The 19,076-nt window shown below is 50.7% G+C and carries 15 protein-coding genes; 3 read left to right on the forward strand and 12 right to left on the reverse strand.

Translation table 11 applies throughout. The annotated features are described in order from the left end of the window. The 5 genes from WBL83_RS00335 to malZ all read right to left on the reverse strand — a co-directional run. A partial coding sequence (locus tag WBL83_RS00335) for a DUF6531 domain-containing protein (protein ID WP_424587262.1) occupies window positions 1–1,033 on the reverse strand: 1,033 nt, incomplete at its 3' end. Between the two features lie 280 nt (window positions 1,034–1,313). Continuing rightward, window positions 1,314–3,182 (reverse strand): amidohydrolase, encoded by a 1,869-nt coding sequence (locus WBL83_RS00340; RefSeq protein ID WP_424587263.1) that lies wholly within the window; start codon window positions 3,180–3,182, stop codon window positions 1,314–1,316. Window positions 3,183–3,205: 23 nt separating this feature from the next. Continuing rightward, window positions 3,206–3,748: an antibiotic biosynthesis monooxygenase gene (locus WBL83_RS00345; RefSeq protein ID WP_424587264.1), complete on the reverse strand. Its 543-nt coding sequence runs from the start codon at window positions 3,746–3,748 to the stop codon at window positions 3,206–3,208. Between the two features lie 55 nt (window positions 3,749–3,803). Continuing rightward, the gene (locus WBL83_RS00350; protein WP_424587265.1) at window positions 3,804–4,445 is read right to left on the reverse strand and encodes a hydrolase; all 642 of its coding nucleotides are present in this window, start codon (window positions 4,443–4,445) and stop codon (window positions 3,804–3,806) included. Between the two features lie 173 nt (window positions 4,446–4,618). Further along, window positions 4,619–6,436 (reverse strand): maltodextrin glucosidase, encoded by a 1,818-nt coding sequence (gene malZ, locus WBL83_RS00355; protein WP_424587266.1) that lies wholly within the window; start codon window positions 6,434–6,436, stop codon window positions 4,619–4,621. A gap of 185 nt (window positions 6,437–6,621) precedes the next feature. Between malZ and WBL83_RS00360 the strand changes: the two genes are divergently transcribed. Then, the gene (locus WBL83_RS00360; RefSeq protein ID WP_424587267.1) at window positions 6,622–6,915 is read left to right on the forward strand and encodes a YicS family protein; all 294 of its coding nucleotides are present in this window, start codon (window positions 6,622–6,624) and stop codon (window positions 6,913–6,915) included. A 69-nt stretch (window positions 6,916–6,984) separates the two neighbouring features. Here the strand turns inward: WBL83_RS00360 and proY are convergent, their stop codons facing one another. From proY to phoB, 4 genes are all read right to left on the reverse strand, one after another. Beyond that, on the reverse strand, window positions 6,985–8,352 hold the full coding sequence (gene proY / locus WBL83_RS00365; protein WP_424587268.1) for a proline-specific permease ProY: 1,368 nt from the start codon (window positions 8,350–8,352) through the stop codon (window positions 6,985–6,987). A 71-nt stretch (window positions 8,353–8,423) separates the two neighbouring features. Further along, window positions 8,424–9,746 (reverse strand): branched-chain amino acid transporter carrier protein BrnQ, encoded by a 1,323-nt coding sequence (gene brnQ / locus WBL83_RS00370; RefSeq protein WP_424587269.1) that lies wholly within the window; start codon window positions 9,744–9,746, stop codon window positions 8,424–8,426. Window positions 9,747–10,232: 486 nt separating this feature from the next. Beyond that, window positions 10,233–11,525: a phosphate regulon sensor histidine kinase PhoR gene (gene phoR, locus WBL83_RS00375; protein ID WP_424587270.1), complete on the reverse strand. Its 1,293-nt coding sequence runs from the start codon at window positions 11,523–11,525 to the stop codon at window positions 10,233–10,235. A 22-nt stretch (window positions 11,526–11,547) separates the two neighbouring features. Further along, window positions 11,548–12,237 (reverse strand): phosphate response regulator transcription factor PhoB, encoded by a 690-nt coding sequence (gene phoB, locus WBL83_RS00380; protein WP_424587271.1) that lies wholly within the window; start codon window positions 12,235–12,237, stop codon window positions 11,548–11,550. 202 nt (window positions 12,238–12,439) lie between these two features. Between phoB and sbcD the strand changes: the two genes are divergently transcribed. Both sbcD and sbcC read left to right on the forward strand, forming a co-directional pair. After that, a complete protein-coding gene (gene sbcD, locus WBL83_RS00385) occupies window positions 12,440–13,657 on the forward strand; it encodes an exonuclease subunit SbcD (RefSeq protein ID WP_424587272.1) in 1,218 nt (405 codons plus the stop codon). Beyond that, a complete protein-coding gene (gene sbcC / locus WBL83_RS00390; RefSeq protein WP_424587273.1) occupies window positions 13,654–16,809 on the forward strand; it encodes an exonuclease subunit SbcC in 3,156 nt (1,051 codons plus the stop codon). The genes sbcD and sbcC overlap by 4 nt, the downstream gene beginning before the upstream one ends. Window positions 16,810–16,878: 69 nt before the next feature. Here the strand turns inward: sbcC and WBL83_RS00395 are convergent, their stop codons facing one another. The 3 genes from WBL83_RS00395 to WBL83_RS00405 all read right to left on the reverse strand — a co-directional run bounded on the left by WBL83_RS00395 (window position 16,879) and on the right by WBL83_RS00405 (window position 18,964). Continuing rightward, window positions 16,879–17,163 (reverse strand): type VI secretion system PAAR protein, encoded by a 285-nt coding sequence (locus WBL83_RS00395; protein WP_424587274.1) that lies wholly within the window; start codon window positions 17,161–17,163, stop codon window positions 16,879–16,881. Between the two features lie 54 nt (window positions 17,164–17,217). Beyond that, entirely contained in the window at window positions 17,218–18,132 is a 915-nt protein-coding gene (locus WBL83_RS00400; RefSeq protein ID WP_424587275.1) for a hypothetical protein, read from the reverse strand. 94 nt (window positions 18,133–18,226) lie between these two features. Next, a complete protein-coding gene (locus WBL83_RS00405) occupies window positions 18,227–18,964 on the reverse strand; it encodes a hypothetical protein (protein WP_424587276.1) in 738 nt (245 codons plus the stop codon). Window positions 18,965–19,076: the final 112 nt, after the last annotated feature.

Raw genomic sequence — 19,076 nt, forward strand, 5'->3', positions numbered from 1 at the left:
AACTCAGCCCGCCGGGGTTGGTCTGGGAAATCACCCGCAGCGTGTCATCATAGACATAGCGGGTGGCGGGGCGTCCGGTGTGCTGATGGGCGGTCATCAGGCCGGCTGTCTGCGGGTGCCATTCAAAGTGACGTGTTTTTATGCCAGCGCGGTCATATACCGCCGCCAGTTCGCCGCGTGGGCTGTATTCATAGCGGGCCAGCGGCGCGGACGGCAGTTCAGGAAATCCCGTATCGCGCGCCAGCCAGACGGCAGCGAGGCGGATACCCGCATCCGGCAGAGTGACCAGCTCAAGACGAAAGCGCCGACCGGCGCTGTCGGTCACGCCCGTCACCTGGCCGGCAAATTCACCGTCGGCGTCGCGCTGATAACGCAACTGATTACCAAAAACGTCCACCAGACCGGAGAGCACGCGGAACGGCGGCAGCGGGCGCGGCAGCACGTCTTCCGGCTTAACCGGGAGCTGAAATGCTTCCAGTATCCACCACGGCCCGGTGGCGTCATTCGCCACAAAATAGCGGTGCGGTGAATGGCGCAGCGTCTCCGGCAGGGCCTGCCATAAGGCGCACAGGCGATGATTATCCGGTTGCCTGTCCACCCCGCCGCGGGCGAGCCAGAGTTTTTCGGACGGGCTCCAGGCAATGGCACCTGGTGCCAGCACATCGAAATGAATACTGCGCCCGCCGTTGTCATTGAGGATCAGTTCATCAGCACGGAGCTGCAGACGGATATCCATCGCCGACTGCCAGCCGGGGCCGAAGGTGCCGACCGGCGCCGGCGTCCCGGTGCGGTAGCTGCTGTAGCTGCGGGTGAGGACAAACGGCAGCGGCGCCGGCAGGGCGATATCGGTTTCGCCGGACAGCACCTTGGCCCCGAGTACCGGGTTGACGGGGTTACCCACCGCCACCCCTCCGGGACAGACCGAACAGGCCACACCGGTGGGCGCGCCAATCATCACTCCCAACGAGCCCTGAATAATCGGGCCACCGATTAAGGTTGCGTCACCCTGACGCGCAGCAGGCAAGCCTGGCATAGTGAAATCCTTTTCATTGTGGCTGGGTTATTGATTTTTTGTCTGTGATCCAGACCATTCATAAATAAAATAAATACATTAAAATCATATGGATACATACTGCACACATCAGGAAATGAACTCAAGAAAAAAACAAAAAGTCACTTTTCAAATACGAGTGCATTGACCTCAATTTTTTCCAAATGGAACGGTAAAGCAGGACAAACTGAGAGTGCAGAAAAAAGATAAGAAATCGGACACATAAAACCAGCGTAGTGTTAATTACTCCGCTGAATCTCACTCAAAAAGCAAAACACGAACAGCCCATCACGCCCCAGAATGCCCCTTCGTCAGAAACCGGTATCGCCGATTTACGTGCGGTATCATGTTGATGACCATGCACATTGCAACTCCCGCAACATTGATGAACTTGCGCCATCATGCCCACTTTCGCCGCCGCTGGCGGTGATGAGCGGTAATGCCCCGGCACGTTAACCACTGGCGACCATTCGGGCAGCACGGGAATCGAAGGTGGAGCAAGCGGTGTAAATGCTCCCGCGGCGTAAACCACTTTGCCATCCACAAGGGTCAGCACCGATTCAATGCCTTTGATTTCGTCTTCACTCACTTTGAAATAATCTTTTGAAAGGACGACTAAATCGGCAAGTTGCCCAGCTTTAATACGCCCTTTCTTGCCTTGTTCGCTGGAAAACCACGCGCTACCTGCGGTCCACAACTCCAGTGCCACGTCGCGCGTGAGCCGGTTATTGTCATCATACATTTGCATCCCGCCAACCGTACGCCCGGAAACCAGCCAGTAAAGTGCCGTCCAGGGATTGTAACTGGCGACACGCGTTGCATCCGTCCCCAACCCAACGGGTAACTCAGCGGCGAGCATTTTCGCGATAGGCGGGGTCTGTTTCACGGCTTCAGCGCCATAACGTGCGGCGTAATATTCCCCCTGAAATGCCATGCGATGCTGTACCGCGATACCGCCCCCCAGCGCTTTCACCCGCTCGATATTCTTTTCGCTGATGGTTTCCGCGTGGTCAAAAAGCCAGTGCAAACCATTAAATGGTATCTCGCGATTCACCTTTTCAAACACGTCCAGCATGCGGCTTATGGATTCGTTATAGGTCGCATGTAAACGGAACGGCCAGCGATGCTCGACCAGATGGCGTACCACCCGTTCCAGTTCTTGTTCCATACCTTCGGGCAGATCCGGCCGCGGTTGCAGGAAGTCTTCAAAATCGGCGGCAGAAAAGACCAGCATTTCCCCGGCACCGTTGGCGCGGTAGAAATCCGTTCCCTGCCCCGGCGTTAACATATCCGTCCATTTTTCGAAATCCTCCAGCTCATGTTGTGGGCGCTGGGTAAACAGGTTGTAGGCGATACGCACCGTCATCTGTTTTTGCGCATGAAGCTGGTCAATGATTTGATAATCTTCGGGATAATTCTGGAACCCGCCCCCCGCATCAATCGCACTGGTAATGCCTAACCGATTGAGTTCCCGCATAAACTGGCGTGTCGAATTGACCTGCAACTCGAGCGGCAGTTTCGGCCCTTTTGCCAGCGTCGAGTAAAGAATCATCGCATTCGGTTTGGCTATCAACATTCCGGTTGGATTACCGTTACGGTCACGCATAATCTCGCCACCCGCAGGGTTTGGCGTCTCTTTGGTGTATCCCACTGCTTTTAACGCGGCCTGGTTTAACAGCGCGCGATCATAGAGATGCAACACAAAAACCGGCGTATCCGGTGCCGCCTCATTGAGTTCTTCAAGCGTGGGCATACGCTGCTCAGCAAACTGGAATTCTGTCCACCCGCCGACCACGCGCACCCATTGGGGTGACGGCGTACGCAGCGCCTGCTCTTTGAGCATACGCAACGCATCTGCCAGCGAAGGCACACCTTCCCAGCGCAACTCCAGGTTGTAATTCAGCCCCCCACGAATCAGATGTAAGTGCGAGTCATTCAGACCCGGGATCACGGTATGGCCTTTCAGATCGACCCTCTGGGTTTCATCGTTTGCAAAGCTCATCACCCAGGACTCGCTGCCCACAGCAACAATCTTGCCGTCTTTAATAGCCACCGCCTCGGCGAGCGGTGTTTCGCGGTCTAAGGTATGAAACTGACCGTTGGTGAGAATTAGTGAAGCAGATTGCGACATAACCTGTTCTCCTCAGTAAAACGTTATTTTTTCAGCCAACCTGCAAACAGGCGCGTCATGACTGGCATCCACAGCCATACCACCAGTGCGACGACCAACGCATCATTGATGAAATGTAATAAAAGCGAGCCGTGCAACGAAGGAAAAAGCATGGCGGTAATGCGTGGTACAACGTTGGTGCTTGGGAAAATGACCGCAAGCGTTATCAGAAACTGTTTCCACTGCGCAGGACGTTTTACCGCCGGGGTTTCCGGGGTAAACCAAAAGGCATTTTCAGTACGTACTTCCAGATGATCGTCGAGCCGAAGGACGGGCTTAATCTCCTCCACCAGCGTTTCGCGTTCTGCCGATTTCGTCCAGGCAGTGAGATTTTCCAGGGTATCGAAGCGGATAATGATGTTATAGACATCGTTTCCTGTGGTGGGGCGAATAACGTGCACGCCTAAATGCCCTGGGTATCGCGCAGCGGCTGGCATGATTTTCCCCAGCCATTGTTCATAATGTGCCGCCTGGCCTGATTTTAGAGCGTGGGTTATCACCAGCGTGACAGTATTGTTGTCAGCCATAGGTTATTCCTGATGCAAAAGAAGCCAAACGCAGGAAGGCTCCTGCGGCGAAGAATCAGGCTTTACGTTCGGGTGCACCATGAACCATGGTGTAAGCATAATCGACGCCAATACCGTATGCGCCGCTGTGCTCGCGCACCAGATCCATCACCGCATCGTAAGTATCGCGGCGTGCCCAATCACGTTGGTATTCGAGCAACACTTGCTGCCACGTCACCGGAACCGCTCCTGCCTGTACCATGCGGTCAATGGAGCGTTCATGAGCATCGACAGACGTCCCGCCCGAGGTATCCGTGACGACGTAAACTTCAAACCCTTCTTCCAGCGCCATTAATGCCGGAAACGTCAGGCACACCTCGGTCCACAAAGCAGAAATAATCAGCTTCTTACGCCCGGTCGCTTTTACCGCCGCAACAAAAGCCGCATCTTCCCAGGAGTTCATTGAAGTCCGTTCGATAGGCGTGATTTCAGGATGGACCGCCAGTAATTCAGGCCAGATGTAACCGCTAAAACTTTTCGTTTCGACGGAGGTAAAAATGGTGGGAACGTTAAAGATCTTTCCAGCCCTGGCTAAGGCGACGGTGTTATTTTTCAGCGTCTGACGGTCAATATTCGCCACGCCAAAAGACATTTGCGGTTGGTGATCGATAAAGATCAAAGTGGAGTTATCAGGGTCGATCAGTTCACGTATAGACATCTTTTTTCCTTAAATTTCATGTTGATGATTAAGGAAACAGCACAAGGTGCCGCCTCCCAAATAGTATGAGATCTGGAAATGTCTAACTTAAGCGGAGTTAATTAATGGGATGGAAAAATAAGAATAGCACCGGTATTCCCCTTTGCCTGACAAAAGGGAAACCGGTTACAGGACTAGCGGCTATGCCACAACGAAACGGAGACTGCCGGCAGCAACAGTTGGTGATTATCAAACTTCGCTTCACCTTCAAGCTGCGTCCACTCTTTGTCGAGCAACAACGCATCCCATGGCAGTGAAAGCGCCGTTTCTTCACCACGGTTAAGCGCCACCAGCACGCGCTCGTTTTGCCAGACACGCACGAATACCACGACGTCGCCTTGCGCGTAAATCACCTGACAACCCCCGTGGCGCAAGGCCCGGCTTTTGTGGCGTAACTTGCCCAGCCGTTGATAGAGCGCCAACAGCTGCAGATCTTGTTGATCCGGATCCCATGGGAAGGGTTTGCGGCAGAAGGGATCGTTATTGCCATCTAAACCCACTTCATCGCCATAGTAGACGCAAGGCACGCCAGGCCAGCAATACAGCCACACCACAGCCAGCGGTAAGCGGTCCACATCTTTACCCAGGATAGACTTGAATCGTGCGGTATCATGGCTGTCGAGCTGGTTAAACATACGCAGTTGCTGCTGGTGAGAAAGTCCTGCCCGATATTCGTCCATCCACGCCATACACGTTTGCGCATCGATATGCTGGGGATCGTAAGAAATATCGGTGTTAGCGAGGAATCCCCACAGCGGGAAAGTGAATCCGCGATAGTTCATCGCCGCATCTTCGGCATCCGTCTGCAGCCATTGCCGCGCGTCGCCAAAATGCTCACCTAAAATATACGCATCAGATTTGGTTTCTTTCGCCGCCCGGGTGATACCAGAGACATGCAGCAAATTGTTTTTCGCCCCGCCCGCTTCACCCAGCATATGTACGACATCCAACCGCCAGCCATCTATGCCCCAGGGTTCACGTAACCAGTGGCGCACGACACTTTCATCGCCCTGATAAATCTCGTCAACCAGGGTCGAGGACTGGTAATCCAGCTTCGGCAAACTGGAATAGCCGAGCCAGTCGAGCGCCCGTCCGTCTTCGTTATAGCTGTAAAAATCTCGCCATGGGGATTGCGGATTATGACTCGCACCGCTGCCATGCGTTTGCTGGCGGTCAAACCACTGGTGAGTATCGCCGCTGTGGTTGAATACACCGTCGAGCATCAGACGCATGCCGAGGCGCTGGGTATTTTTGCGCAAGCGCAAAAAGGCGTGATCGCCACCAAACTGCACGTCTACGTGGCGATAATCCTGGGTATCGTATTTATGGACACTTGGAGCGGTAAAGATCGGGTTGAGGTACAGCGCGGTGACGCCCAGGTTCTTAAGATAGGCCAGGTTTTCGCTGATACCGTCGAGATCGCCGCCGTAGAAGGTGGATCCCCCCGCATCGGCGATAAGCGGCTCGTTCCAGTCACGCAGAATAATGTCGCGTTTTGCTGCATGGTGATAATAGATCTGATCCTGTTCTGGCGTGCGTTGTTCGCTACGCGCAAAACGATCGGGGAAAATCTGATAGAAGATCTGATCCTGCACCCATTGCGGGCCATCATCAGGCAGATCGACTGCGAACTGCTCAAGGCGCGCAGGCGGGATCGACCTCAATCCTTGTGGTGTGAACCAGCGCTGTTTATCCAGCCATAACAATTTAAAACTGTAACGGCGACGCGGTTGGCCTTCAGATAAATCAATCACCCCACGCCAGGCGACGATGCCGTCACCCGGAGCTGCTTTCTGACGAGTCATCTGCAACGTGGTTTCCTCGTTATCTTTTTCATAACGCAGAACCACGCGATGCGGTAAATCATCGCCCGAAACCCACAACGTGATGGACAGCTTGTCTTTACGTGTCTGAATAAAAGGGGGCACCGGAAGGTGCCAGGCATTCAACATAATTTCATCCCCAGAGAATAAATTGACGCCACCTTGCCACAGCGTACGCGCGTATCACTCATCATTGCTATTTTTATTAGGGGAGGAAAGCGGGGGTGGAGAAATAGCGCCGGTTGCTTAATAAGTTAGCGAAACCTATAGTAAAAACACTCCCGTCCGATGCGCCCTGATAAAAGGAGATCTTCATGACTTTCGCCCGTAACCTTTCCCTGCTTCTGTTGGTACTTTGCTCCACCAACGCCCTGGCCAGCTCGCCCTACGAATCTCTGCAATTTGGAAAATATAAACAACAAATTACCGCAGACTTAAAAAAGACCTGCCATCCGCAAAAGAAAATGAGTGATGAAGCGTGGGGAAATAAAATCCTCGCCAATGAAGATAACAAGCTGTTAATCCGTGACGCGAGGATTGCGCTGGAGCGCAATAACGAGAAAAACTACTGGGATGCAATCAGTAAAGTTGAGTGCCCGGAAATGTAAGCGTTAGGGTGGATTGAGCTTGCGCTAATCCACCCTACTGCTATTCGTCGACGAGGTTAAAGCCGGTTTTTAGGAGCTTGCGGCGAGTAACTGGCGACGTTTAAACATCCAGCCAATCAACAGCAACACAATCCACACACAGCCGACATACAGCGAAATGCGAGTGTCCGGATGCCAGCCAATCAGCGCAATGATAAACACCAGGAAAACCAGGCCGACAACCGTGGTTATCACGCCACCCGGCACCGGGAATTTCAGCGCTTTAGTTTCTTCCGGGGAGAGCTTGCGACGGAAGGCAATCTGCGACAAAAGGATCATTATCCAGACCCAGACCGTAGCAAAGGTCGCCAGCGACGCAATCACCAGGAAGACGTTTTCTGGGATTAAATAGTTGAGCACAACCGCCAGTAACAGCGCGCAGCACATCACCAGCACCGTCACCCAAGGAATGCCATTGCGGGAAGTTTTGGCGAATACTTTCGGGGCACTGCCCTGCTCTGCCATGCCGTGCAACATGCGGCCTACACCGAAAACATCACTGTTAATGGCTGAAAGCGATGCGGTGATCACCACAAAGTTAAGAATACCTGCCGCAGCCGTAATCCCCATATGCTGGAAAGTCAGCACGAACGGGCTACCTTCCGTCCCCACCTGGTTCCACGGGTAAATAGACATGATGACAAACAGCGTGCCCACATAGAACACCAGAATACGCAGCGGAACAGAATTGATTGCGCGTGGAATGGACTTCTGCGGGTCTTTCGCTTCACCCGCCGTAATACCAATGATTTCAATGCCGCCGTAGGCAAACATCACCATCTGCAACGACATAATCATGCCTATCCAGCCATTGCTGAAGAAGCCACCATTGCTCCACAGGTTATGAATCCCCGTAGGCTGGCCACCGTTCCCAATGCCCCAAACGATGATGCCGATACCGGCTGCAATCATGATGATAATGGTCGCGACTTTGAAGAAGGAGAACCAAAACTCCAGCTCACCAAACACTTTTACGCTCATCAGGTTAATGGCGCAGATAATCAGCACCACGCTCAATACCCAGACCCAATGCGGCACGGCCGGGAACCACAGCCCCATATAGATGCCAAACGCGGTGACATCGGCAATCGCGACAATCAGGATTTCAAAACAGTAGGTCCAGCCGGTGATGTATCCAGCCAGCGGGCCAAGGTTATCCTGGGCGTAGCGTGAGAATGAACTGGCGGAAGGGTTATGAACAGACATCTCCCCCAGCGCACGCATAATGATATAAGCAGCAACCCCACCGATGATGTAGGCCAGCAACACACTTGGGCCAGCCATTTTGATAGCGTCTGCCGAGCCATAAAACAGCCCGGTGCCAATTGCCGAACCCAACGCCATAAAGCGTATGTGCCGGGTACTCAAGCCGCGCTTGAGTTTATTAGCGTTTTCCATTGATTCCATACCTGCTTAACAATAAAAAAAACCACGGAGCTAAGCCCCGTGGTTGTAGAAATTTATAATTTTTAGTGGGCTGCTTGAGTCACTTGTCGTCCTGCTGCGCGGTCCCAAACGATGGCAATCACTACCATGATGAGGGTTGGGAGCAACCATGCCAGGCCCTGATCGGACAACGGCAAGCGGGAAGTCCACGCCGGTAAAATATCACTGATTGCCGAGGCTTTAATGCCATCAATGATACCAAACAAGGTACTGATGAGCATGGCTGGCGCAATCACGCGAGTCGAGTTATACCACCATGGGCGGGTGAAACTCAGCACCACCAGCGCAATACATGGCGGGTAAATCGCCGTCAGCACCGGAATCGAAACCTGAATCAGATGGCTCAACCCAAGGTTTGAAACCACCATTGAGAACAGGCCGAGGATAAACACCAGCGAACGATAAGACAGCGGCAGATACTGGCTGAAGAACTCGGCACACGCACAAGTCAGGCCAATCGCCGTAACCATGCACGCGAGGAAAATCAGCGCAGCCAGGAAGAAGCTACCCGCACCACCGAAGGTGTGAGCCACGTAAGCATGCAGAATCGCAGCACCGTTGGCATTCTGGTCAGCAACCAGCGTTGCACTGTCTGAACCCAGGCGGAACAGCGCCAGGTAAATCAGCGTTAAGCCAATACCGGCAATCAGACCCGCCCAAATGGTATAGCGTGTCAGCAGACGGGATTCAGTCACACCACGCGAACGGGCAGCGTTGACAATGACAATCCCGAAGACCAGGGACGCCAGGGTATCCATCGTCAGATAGCCATTCACAAAGCCGTTAGAAAACGCGGCATTCTGATACGCCTCAGTCGCAGTACTGATACCACCCGCAGGCCACAACATGGCCCCTGCAGCCAGCGCCAGCAGCGCAACAATTTTCACCGGAGCCAGCACATGGCCGACGGTATCCAGCAGTTTGCCCGGATACAGTGAAATGGCGATAACAATGGCGAAGTAAACCAGGCTGTAGATAAACAGCGGCAGTTCACCGGTACCGACCAGTGGAGCAATCCCCACTTCGAAGGAAACGGTAGCCGTACGTGGTGTGGCAAAGAGCGGGCCAACAGCCAGGTAGCAAATCGTTGCCAACAACACACCGGCACGACGGCCAATCGGTGAGCTCAGGCTATCAATACCACCGCCTACACGAGCGATGGCGACGATAGTCAGAACCGGGAGACCAACAGCTGTCACCAGGAAGCCTAATGACGCTATCCAGACGTGTTCACCCGCCTGTAACCCCACCATAGGTGGAAAAATAATATTGCCTGCACCGACAAACAGCGCAAAGGTCATAAAGCCCAGTGCGAGGATGTCTCGAGATTTCAAATGATGGGTCATAAAATATTTGCAGCCTGTGGGTGTGTGGTGTTGAAAGTATTCAAATTTTTATGTCTGGTAACTCGGCATAAAAGCGGTGATCAGTAGTAACGACAGCGAAAAATCCTTTCAGGGCTCGGTGGCGAAGAATAGTTGTTTGAATTACCACTCAAATCCAGTCGGTCTACTAATCACAGGGCGGCAATTAAAACGCTTATAGCGTTTGAAGGCAAGAAGGGATCCCAAAACCAGATTGATCTCCTTAAATTAACCTTAAACTTAGTGGATTTGGTTACGCATTAGAAAGTTGCATGGTTTATTGTGTGGTTAAAATATAACCGATTAAGTGTTTTTGATTTACAAGTGAGCAAAAAAAACACAGGCCAGCAAGCTGACCTGTGGAAAGTTATTTTGACAGAATTCATCGATAACCGCTTTTTTTAGGGGGATAAGCGCTAGCGTCGGATGACGCTTCGCTTATCCGACCTGGGAAAACTTATTGTCAGTCTATTTCTCGCTAACGATTAACCGCTCAGGCATGACAAAGGAAAACGTCGATCCTTTACCAGGCTGGCTTTCGATTTCCAGACGCGCATCGTGATGGCTTAAAGCATGTTTCACTATCGCCAGCCCTAATCCACTGCCGCCTGTTTGCCGCGACCGCGCCTTGTCCACGCGATAAAAACGCTCGGTCAGACGAGGAATATGTTCTGCTGAAATGCCCGGCCCGCTATCTGCAACACTAAAGGCCGCCCCACCTGTGACCCGTTTCCAGCTCACCGTAATATGCGTCCCTTCCGGCGTATGGTTCACCGCGTTATACACCAGGTTTGAAATCGCGCTGCGCAGTTGTTCATCGTTACCGAACACTTTTAACGTGGGATCAATATCGAACTGGAGTGTCTGCCGTTGCTGGCTGAGGGTTTGCGCTTCTCTCTCCACCACACGCAGCATCAATGGCACATCAATCTTTTCATTGAGTGCCATGGCGGGAGCCGCTTCAATTTTTGACAGTGTCAAAAGTTGTTTCACCAGGCCTTCCATACGCGAAGTTTGCTCACGCATAGTGCCAAGTGCTTTATCCCGCAGCGGCCCTTCCAGTGACTGATCCTGCATCATCTCCAGATAACCTTGCAGCACGGTTAACGGAGTGCGCAATTCATGGCTCACGTTGGCAAAGAAGTTACGTCGCGCCCCTTCCAGTTGGTGCATCTGAGTAACATCACGCGCCACCATCAACCACTGTTCGTCACTGTAGGGCATCACGCGGAACTCAAGATGTCGCCCATTGTTCAGCACCAGCGTCAGCGGACGAGCGAAATCTTTTTGTGTGAGATAACGGGTAAATTCCGGGTAACGCAGCAAGTTAAGGATGTTCTGCCCGTTATCGTCCGGCCAGCGTAACCCCAGCAGTTGTTGAGCCAGTCCATTACACCAAAAAATCGTCCCTTCTTCGGTCGTCAGCACCACCGCATCGGGCAATGATTCCGCACCGCTACGAAAGCGTTTAATTAAATTGCCTAACTCTTTGCGGCGCTTTTTATTACGCAACTGCATTTGGTGCAGACCGTATAACAACGGATCCCAACTTCCGCGGCCTGGTGGTGGCGTCATACTGCGATCCACCCACAGCCACCACGACAAACGCAGCAAATTCCAGAAATGCCAAACCAGCAGTCCGGTGACTGCCAGTAATAAAAACCAGGGTAAATGGCCAAAAATCAGGCCCAAAATGACGGCAGGTAAACAACAGAGCGCCAACTCCATCACCAGCCTTTTCCATGACAACCGTTCCAGCACGCGTCACTCTCCTGCTAAGGGATTAAAAACGGGTTGAGAACCGATAACCCGTACCGCGTACTGTTTGTACCATTCGATCATGTCCACTATGTTCGAGCGCTTTACGTAACCGCCGGATATGTACGTCCACTGTTCGGTCTTCGACATAAACATTGGTGCCCCATACGTGATTAAGCAATTGTTCACGGCTATAGACTCGTTCCGGATGCGTCATAAAGAAGTGTAATAACTTAAATTCCGTCGGGCCCATATCCAAAGGATTTTCACCGGTCATCACGCGATGTGATGAAGGATCAAGGCTAAGCCCTTGCATTTCAATCACCTCTTCCACCGCCATTGGCGAGATGCGGCGCATTACCGCTTTAATACGAGCCACCAACTCTTTGGGTGAAAACGGTTTAGTAATATAGTCATCGGCCCCGACTTCAAGGCCACGCACGCGGTCTTCTTCTTCACCACGCGCCGTCAGCATCATTACTGGTATTTCACGCGTCAATGCTTCACGCTTCAAATGCTTGATAAACTGAATACCCGAACCGCCTGGTAACATCCAGTCCAGTAAGATCAGGTCTGGAAAAGGCTCGATAAGCAGATTCACTGCACTGTCAAAATCTTCCGCTTCTACAGGCTGAAAACCGTTTTGCTCGAGCACAAAGCTCACCATCTCACGGATTGGAGCTTCATCTTCTACGACTAAAATACGCTTCGCCATGATTCGCCCTGCTTAAGGAAGATACCCAAAGGTGTCATTGTTGTTTCGATGCGGCGCCATTATGCGTCAGATTTATGACAGATTTATGAAAAAAATGACTGTTTGATGACTCATCATTTTGATTTATGACACAGAGACATATGACGTTTTTCACCTCGCCCCCTTATAATTGAGGCCTCGCTTTTAAGCCACCGGACAACTCATGCGCATAATTCACACATCAGACTGGCATCTTGGTCAAAATTTTTATACCAAAAGCCGTGGTCCAGAGCACCAGGCTTTTCTTGACTGGTTGCTCAAAGCGGCCGTAGAACATGATGTGGATGCGATAATCGTGGCGGGGGATATTTTTGATACCGGCTCGCCGCCGAGCTATGCCCGCGAACTGTATAACCGCTTCGTGGTGCAGCTTCAGGCGACCGGTTGCTCACTCGTGGTTCTGGCGGGGAACCATGATTCTGTCGCGACACTTAACGAATCTTGCGAATTAATGGCGTGTCTGAATACCTATGTCATCGCCAGCGCGCGCCACGATGCCACCCAACAGGCGATGGTGCTCAACAAGAAAGATGGAGCGCCTGGTGCGATTCTCTGCCCTATTCCATTTTTGCGCCCACGCGATATTCAAAACAGCCAGGCGGGTTTGTCCGGCCATGAAAAGCAGCGTTCATTAATGGAGTCCATTAGCGAACATTACCAACAGTGTTATCGCGTAGCTTGCGAATTACGTGCCGATGCGAAGTTACCCATCGTCGCCACCGGGCATTTAACCACAGTGGGCGTGACGAAAACCGATGCAGTGCGCGACATTTATATCGGCACACTCGACGCCTTCCCGGCGCAGCACTTCCCGGATGCTGATTACATTGCGCTGGGCCATATTCATCGCGCTCAATTAATTGGTGGTACCGAACATATCCGCTATAGCGGCTCACCCATCCCGCTGAGTTTTGACGAAACCGGCAAAACCAAAAGCGTATATCTGGTTGAGTTTGCCGAAGGAAAACTGAGTGAAGTCACGCCACTACCGGTGCCTGTTAGCCAACCGCTGGCGGTGATCAAAGGTTCACTAAGCGAAATTGAACAGCAGCTTGCTCAGTGGCGCGATGCCCCCGCAGACCCCAAAGTATGGTTGGATATTGAAATCGCCACCGATGAATATCTGCATGATATGCAGCGCCATATTCAGCAACTGACAGAAACACTGCCGGTCGAAGTCGTTTTGCTGCGTCGTAGCCGTGAGCAGCGCGAGCGAGTGATTGCTCAACAACACAAAGAAACGCTGAGCGAACTGACCGTTGAAGAAGTGTTTGAACGTCGTCTGGTTCAGGAAGAGACCACCGAGGAGCGCGCACAACGATTGCGTACTCTGTTTGCCCAAACGGTCGCAAGCCTGCATGACGCGGAGGAACAGGCATGAAAATCCTCAGCCTACGCTTAAAAAACCTTAATTCCCTGAAAGGGGAATGGAAAATTGATTTCACCCGTGAGCCTTTCGCCAGCAATGGTTTGTTTGCCATCACCGGGCCGACCGGTGCCGGGAAAACCACGCTGCTTGATGCTATCTGCCTCGCGCTTTATCACAAAACGCCACGGCTCAACACGGTGTCGCAATCGCAAAATGATCTCATGACTCGCGATACCGCCGAATGTCTGGCGGAAGTGGAATTTGAAGTTAAAGGTATCGCCTACCGCGCATTCTGGAGCCAGAACCGGGCGCGCAACGCAGCAAACGGTAACCTTCAGGCACCGCGCGTTGAGCTTGCGGAAGTGGAAAGTGGCAAAATCATCGCCGATAAAGTCAAAGATAAGCTTGATGTCACGGCCAAATTAACCGGCCTCGATTACGACCGTTTTACCCGCTCCATGATGCTCTCTCAGGGTCAGTTTGCCGCGTTTTTAAATGCCGATGCCAATGACCGCGCGTCATTACTTGAAGAGCTTACCGGTACTGAGATTTACGGGACGGTGTCTGCGGCAGTATTCGAAAATCATAAAAATGTCCGCAGCCAGCTTGAGAACTTGCAGGCACAGGCGGCAGGTGTTGCGCTGTTAAGCGAAGCGCAGCGCCAGCAGCTTTCTGAGGGTTTGCAGGTACTTACTACAGAAGAAAAAAACCGCCTGGCAGAACAGCAAACGCTCCAGCAACATCAACACTGGCTCAGCCAGCTCACGCAGTTGACTCAAAACCACTCCCATACTGGAGCGGCGCTGAATGCGGCCACGCGTGCTATTGAAGAAGCGGCTCCGCAACTCGAAAAACTAACACGCGCTCAACCCGCAGAAAAACTACGTCCTGACTGGCAGCGTTTGCAAGAGCTACAGACAACGCTGAAAAATACCCGCATCCAGACGGAAGAAGTGAATACTCGCTTACGTCAGGCGACGGTGCGCCGCCAGCAAACGCGACTTGCCGCGGCAAGTCAGGCAGCAAAACTGACGCAGGAATTTAGCGAGTTGCAACAATGGCTGAAAACTCACGATAGTTATCGCCTGTGGGGTGCTGAACTGGCGGGCTGGCGCATGGCTTTCAGCCAGCAGCAGCGTGATGCCGCCCAGTTACAAACTTTGCAGCGTGAAATAGAAGACCGTCAGAAAAAGCTCGAATTACTGCCCGCCATTGAACTTGCGCTCAGTGCTGATGAAGTGAGTACTCATTTACAAGAAACGATTGCTGCGCGCGCATTGCGCCAGCAGCTTGCGACCTTGCAGCCGCAACTTTCCTCACTGCTCAAACGCAAAACCCAGCAACAACTCGATATTGCCACGCTAGAAAAACAAATAAGCCAGGGTGAAGCGGAACTAATACTTAAGCGGCAGCAGTATAAAGATCGACGCCAGCATGAAGCGGACCTGGAAAAAGTGTGCGAGCTGGAATTGCGCATTGTCAGCCTTGAGGCGGAACGCGCCCATTTACAGCCCGATCAACCCTGCCCGTTGTGTGGCTCAACCCATCATCCGGCGGTGGCTGACTACCAGGCCATTCAACCGGGTGAAAATCAGCAGCGGCTGGCGGCTCTAAAACGTGAAGTCGCAAGTCTTGCGGAGGCCGGTTTTGCGATGAAAGGCCAGCTCGACACGCTACGTTCACAGCGCGAAGGCCTGCTGACTGCCATTAATACGCTTAATGAAGAAGAAGCCGCTGGGCGTTTGCGCTGGCAGCAATTGTGCACCCGCCTGCAACTGGCACTGACACCAGAAGACGACCTTCAGCAGTGGCTGGAAAGCGAAGAACAACGCGAACAGCAACTGCATCAGCTTAGCCAACGCATCTTGCTGGAAGAGCAGCTCACTCAGGCACAGCTTCAGCACCAGAAACTTGCCGCAGAGATAGCGTCCCAGCGCGAAACACTGAACACAGCGCTGGAAAGTGCAGGTCTGCAACATCCTGCCAACGGTGAAGAAAATAGCTGGCTGGCAGAGCGCCAGCAGGAATCACAGCACTGGCAACAGCACAATGAGCAACTGCCACGCTTGCAACAACAACTCAGTACGCTGGAAAACCTGATCAATGCGTTGGTTGATGATGGCACCACGCCGCCACAGCTAACAGAAAGCGAACAAATTTCAGCACTGCAAAACTGGCATAATCTGCACAGCGACTGTATTGCGCTGGAGAGCCAGTGGAAGACGCTGCAACAGCATCTGCAACAGGAAGAAACGCGCGTGGAGCAAGCAAATGCGCAGTTCCTGGCGGCACTGGCGAACAGCCCGTTCGCAGATGTGGAGACATTCCAGGCTGCGTTAATCGATGAAACAGAGCGCCAACAGCTTGAATTGAAAAAACAACAGCTTGAGAAAGAGCATCAACAGCAAACCACGCTGTGCCAGCAAGCTGAAAAGGCGCTCAACGAACATAAAGCGGCCCGCCCGGCAACGCTTGCTGAGGATGTCGAACTGAGTTTGTTGGAAGCACAGCTGTCACTGTGCAATCAGCAACTGCGGGAAAACACCACAGAGCAAGGACAAATCCAGCAACAGCTTCGCCATGACGCGGAAAACCGCCAGCGCCAGCAAGGGCTGATGCAGTCTATCGTGGAGTGCCAACAGCAAGTTGAAGACTGGGGCTACCTGAATGCGTTAATTGGCTCGAAGGAAGGTGACAAATTCCGTAAGTTTGCCCAGGGTCTGACGCTCGATAATCTGGTGTGGCTGGCGAACAACCAGCTGAATCGTTTACACGGGCGTTATCTGCTGCAACGTAAAGATAGCGAAGCACTGGAGCTGCAAGTGGTGGATACATGGCAGGCTGACGCGGTGCGCGATACCCGTACACTTTCAGGCGGCGAGAGTTTCCTGGTGAGTCTTGCGCTGGCACTGGCGCTTTCCGATCTGGTGAGCCATAAAACGCGAATCGATTCGCTATTTCTTGATGAAGGTTTTGGCACGCTGGATGCAGAGACCCTGGATACCGCCCTGGATGCGCTCGACACACTCAACGCCAGCGGCAAAACCATCGGTGTGATAAGTCATGTCGAAGCGATGAAAGAGCGTATTCCAGTACAAATTAAGGTGAAGAAGATTAATGGGTTGGGTGTGAGCCGACTGGCGAAGGAATTTGCGGTCGGGTGATTTTGCCTCTAGCTCTGAACAGACGGCTTCCAATTAAGGAGGCCGTATTGTTATAACACCGCCTGATGCTCAGCCAATATTCACTGTACTACCGCCGATAACAACGCCGCCACAATCAATAGCATCACCGATTCTCGCTGCAGGAAGACCATCAATGAAGACGGTAACTGAACCACTCGCTATTTTACGCGGGTGAGGTGGATGTTCAGGTTTGTCATGGGGCGTCAACGGCTCACCCATTCGGGCGGCGGGTAACCCATCAATTGATACGGTTGGTGAACCCGCTGTAATGACAGTTTCGCGGTAACCATCATGTTGGGAGCCTTTGTCGTTAAGTTTTGCAGCTAAAGACATAATCATGTTCCCTTAAGGTCAATAATATTTTTGGTTGGTGAAATTCCTGTTAATTTAATCTGTAAACTGAGTTTTTTTCATCTTATAAGGTGATGTGAGCATGTCCCCGTCGATATTAAGAATGACTTGATTAGATCTGGCTTCAAAGAAATTATCTGGACTCAACCCGTCATAATCAAATTTACTTAATAAACCTTCGGCAGTATCCTCTTTCCAGGGATCAAGTACTTTACAAAGCTCATTAACCTTCTGAACATAATAACTATATTTATTCGTTTCGCAATCATCAAACTTCCAATTAAGTATTGAAAAAACAGTTTTATAGATTCTCTTTTCATAAAAAAAGGTATCATTTGCCAGGAAGAATTTTAACGTTCCAATATTATATCGACGCTTCCCTGGCGGGAATAAATAGGCATCATTAAGTTTCACCGTATATGAAAATGTTTTGCCTGCAGGTATTTCTATCCAGTCTGGTTTTTTATCATTATCTTCATCATCAAATTGACATCGCCGCCCGAGATAAGCCAGACTGATACCATCAGTAGCTACTGAAAATGCGTGGCCGCATAATGGGAGGAATGAGTCATTTGACGCAAGTCTACTCCTGTGCACAAAATATGCCTGGTGGTCGCTGTTATAAAAACTGACCATAGCCATTACAGAAACTTTTTTTTGCTGTACTGAAAGGTTGATATCAATATGGTGATTATTTTTTTCGATTTTACTTTCATAATCCCCTATATCAAAATATGGATATATTTTAGCCACGGAGCTTTTTTCTTTTAAATCTGTGTCAGACAATGGTTCAATCACTGGAGGGAGATATTTTTCGCCCCGCACTTGGCTATACTGCCGAAATCCATAAACATATTTTTTAAGAATCATATCTTCGCTTGCTGAAACATAAGAGGCATGAATAATAAAAATAAAAGCCGTTACCCTAACGTTTATTAATGAATTTACCACATCCCCCCCTCAATCAATAAAATAATAAAAAGATGAAAAATCATGCCATTTGTGTCCACACTTGTTAACAATGACTTAAAAGTTCAGCATCACTTTATTCAACTATTATCAACTCAAAATATTTTTCGATATTGTAGGAATTTTTAAAAACATCTTGATTACCAGAACTTTTTAAATCACTTGCATTGCTGTTGTATGGTTTATTTTTACTAAAGCCTCCAGACACGGGCATATCATCCGTTCCCAACCCTCCATGTTTACCATCTTGGCTTCGAAAGAAATGTGATAATTCATGGCAAAGTGTAGATGCTTGCGAGTCATACCCCATTAGGGGTTTACATACAAAATTTTGTTGTATATTTATTTTTAGTATATTTTTGTACGAATCAGAATTCAAACCTAAAGTCTGATCTCCACTTACATTCGCCGAACCATCGTTAATATCTGTTTGATTAACAAAATTGCCATGAATCCTCTGGGAGCTATCAATAGGAGATGTTACTGATATTTTTGTACACATATCTAACAATCTACCTACACCATCTCTCATATAAATATAGGCTGTGATATCATCTCGAACTTCTATATAAGGATCCATTGGCGGTAGGTTTTCCGAAGCTTTATCATTCTTTCTTATTTTTCTGACTTTTTCTCTTTCCTTTCTACTGTCGACGGTTATTACATCACTGCCATTTATACCAAATATTTTAAAAAACTCGTTCTGCTTATCAGCGTTCCAACCTTTTTCACTCAGATCTTTTTGTCTCTGTTCTAAGACTTTTTTGGTCGCCTTAAGCGCTTCATCCATCATTTTTTGGAATTGATTAGTCACCCTGACTTCCTTGACGCACTGCTTCTTCTTTTCACTTGTGCCCTTTGTACTTTTTCTTTCACTACACATTTACGCCTCCCAAAATCATATCAATGTTCTGGCTCAGTAATCT

This window comes from Buttiauxella sp. (assembly GCF_049686335.1).
Taxonomy (GTDB): domain Bacteria; phylum Pseudomonadota; class Gammaproteobacteria; order Enterobacterales; family Enterobacteriaceae; genus Buttiauxella.